General features: G+C 65.3%; 1 pseudogene. It reads left to right on the top strand.

What is annotated here, in order from left to right:
* Positions 1-767: pseudogene (locus tag EN750_RS37160) on the top strand (aminomethyltransferase family protein); the annotation flags it as partial.

The following is a 767-nucleotide window of genomic DNA, read 5'->3' as shown; positions in this document are numbered from 1 at the left end:
TCCCTGGGCCGAGGCGCAAGGTGCCGTGTTCGAGGATGTCGGCCAGTGGAAGCGCGCCTGGTATTTCCCCAAGGCGGGCGAGGACATGCATGCCGCGGTCGACCGCGAATGCGTCGCGGTGCGCAAGACGGCGGGCCTGTTCGATGCCTCTACGCTGGGCAAGATCGAGGTGGTTGGGCCGGATGCGGCCAAGTTCATGGAACTGCTCTACACCAACCCATGGGAGAAGCTGGAACCCGGCCGCTGCCGCTACGGCATCATGCTGCGCGAGGACGGCTTCATCTATGACGACGGCGTCGTCGGCAGGCTGGCCCCCGACCGTTTCCACGTGACGACGACGACCGGCGGCGCGCCGCGCGTCATGAACCACATGGAGGATTATCTCCAGACCGAGTTCCCGCATCTCAATGTCTGGCTGACCTCGATCACCGAGCAGTGGGCTGTTATCGCCGTGCAGGGGCCCAAGTCGCGCGACATCATCGCGCCACTGGTCGAAGGCATCGACATGTCCGACGAGGCGCTGCCGCATATGTCGGTGCGTGAAGGCAAGATCTGCGGCGTGCCGACGCGGTTGTTTCGCATGTCGTTCACCGGCGAGCGCGGCTTCGAGGTCAATGTGCCGGCCGACTATGGCCAGGCGGTCTGGGAAGCCCTGTGGGCCGAGGGCCAGAAGCATGGTGCGGCCGCCTACGGCACCGAGGCGATGCACGTGCTGCGCGCCGAAAAAGGCTACATCATCGTCGGCCAGGACACGGATGGCACGGTAA

The sequence above is a fragment of the Mesorhizobium sp. M7A.F.Ca.ET.027.03.2.1 genome, assembly GCF_003999175.1.
In the GTDB taxonomy this organism is placed as follows: Bacteria; Pseudomonadota; Alphaproteobacteria; order Rhizobiales; family Rhizobiaceae; genus Mesorhizobium.
This window is presented reverse-complemented; position numbering and strand designations above follow the sequence as displayed.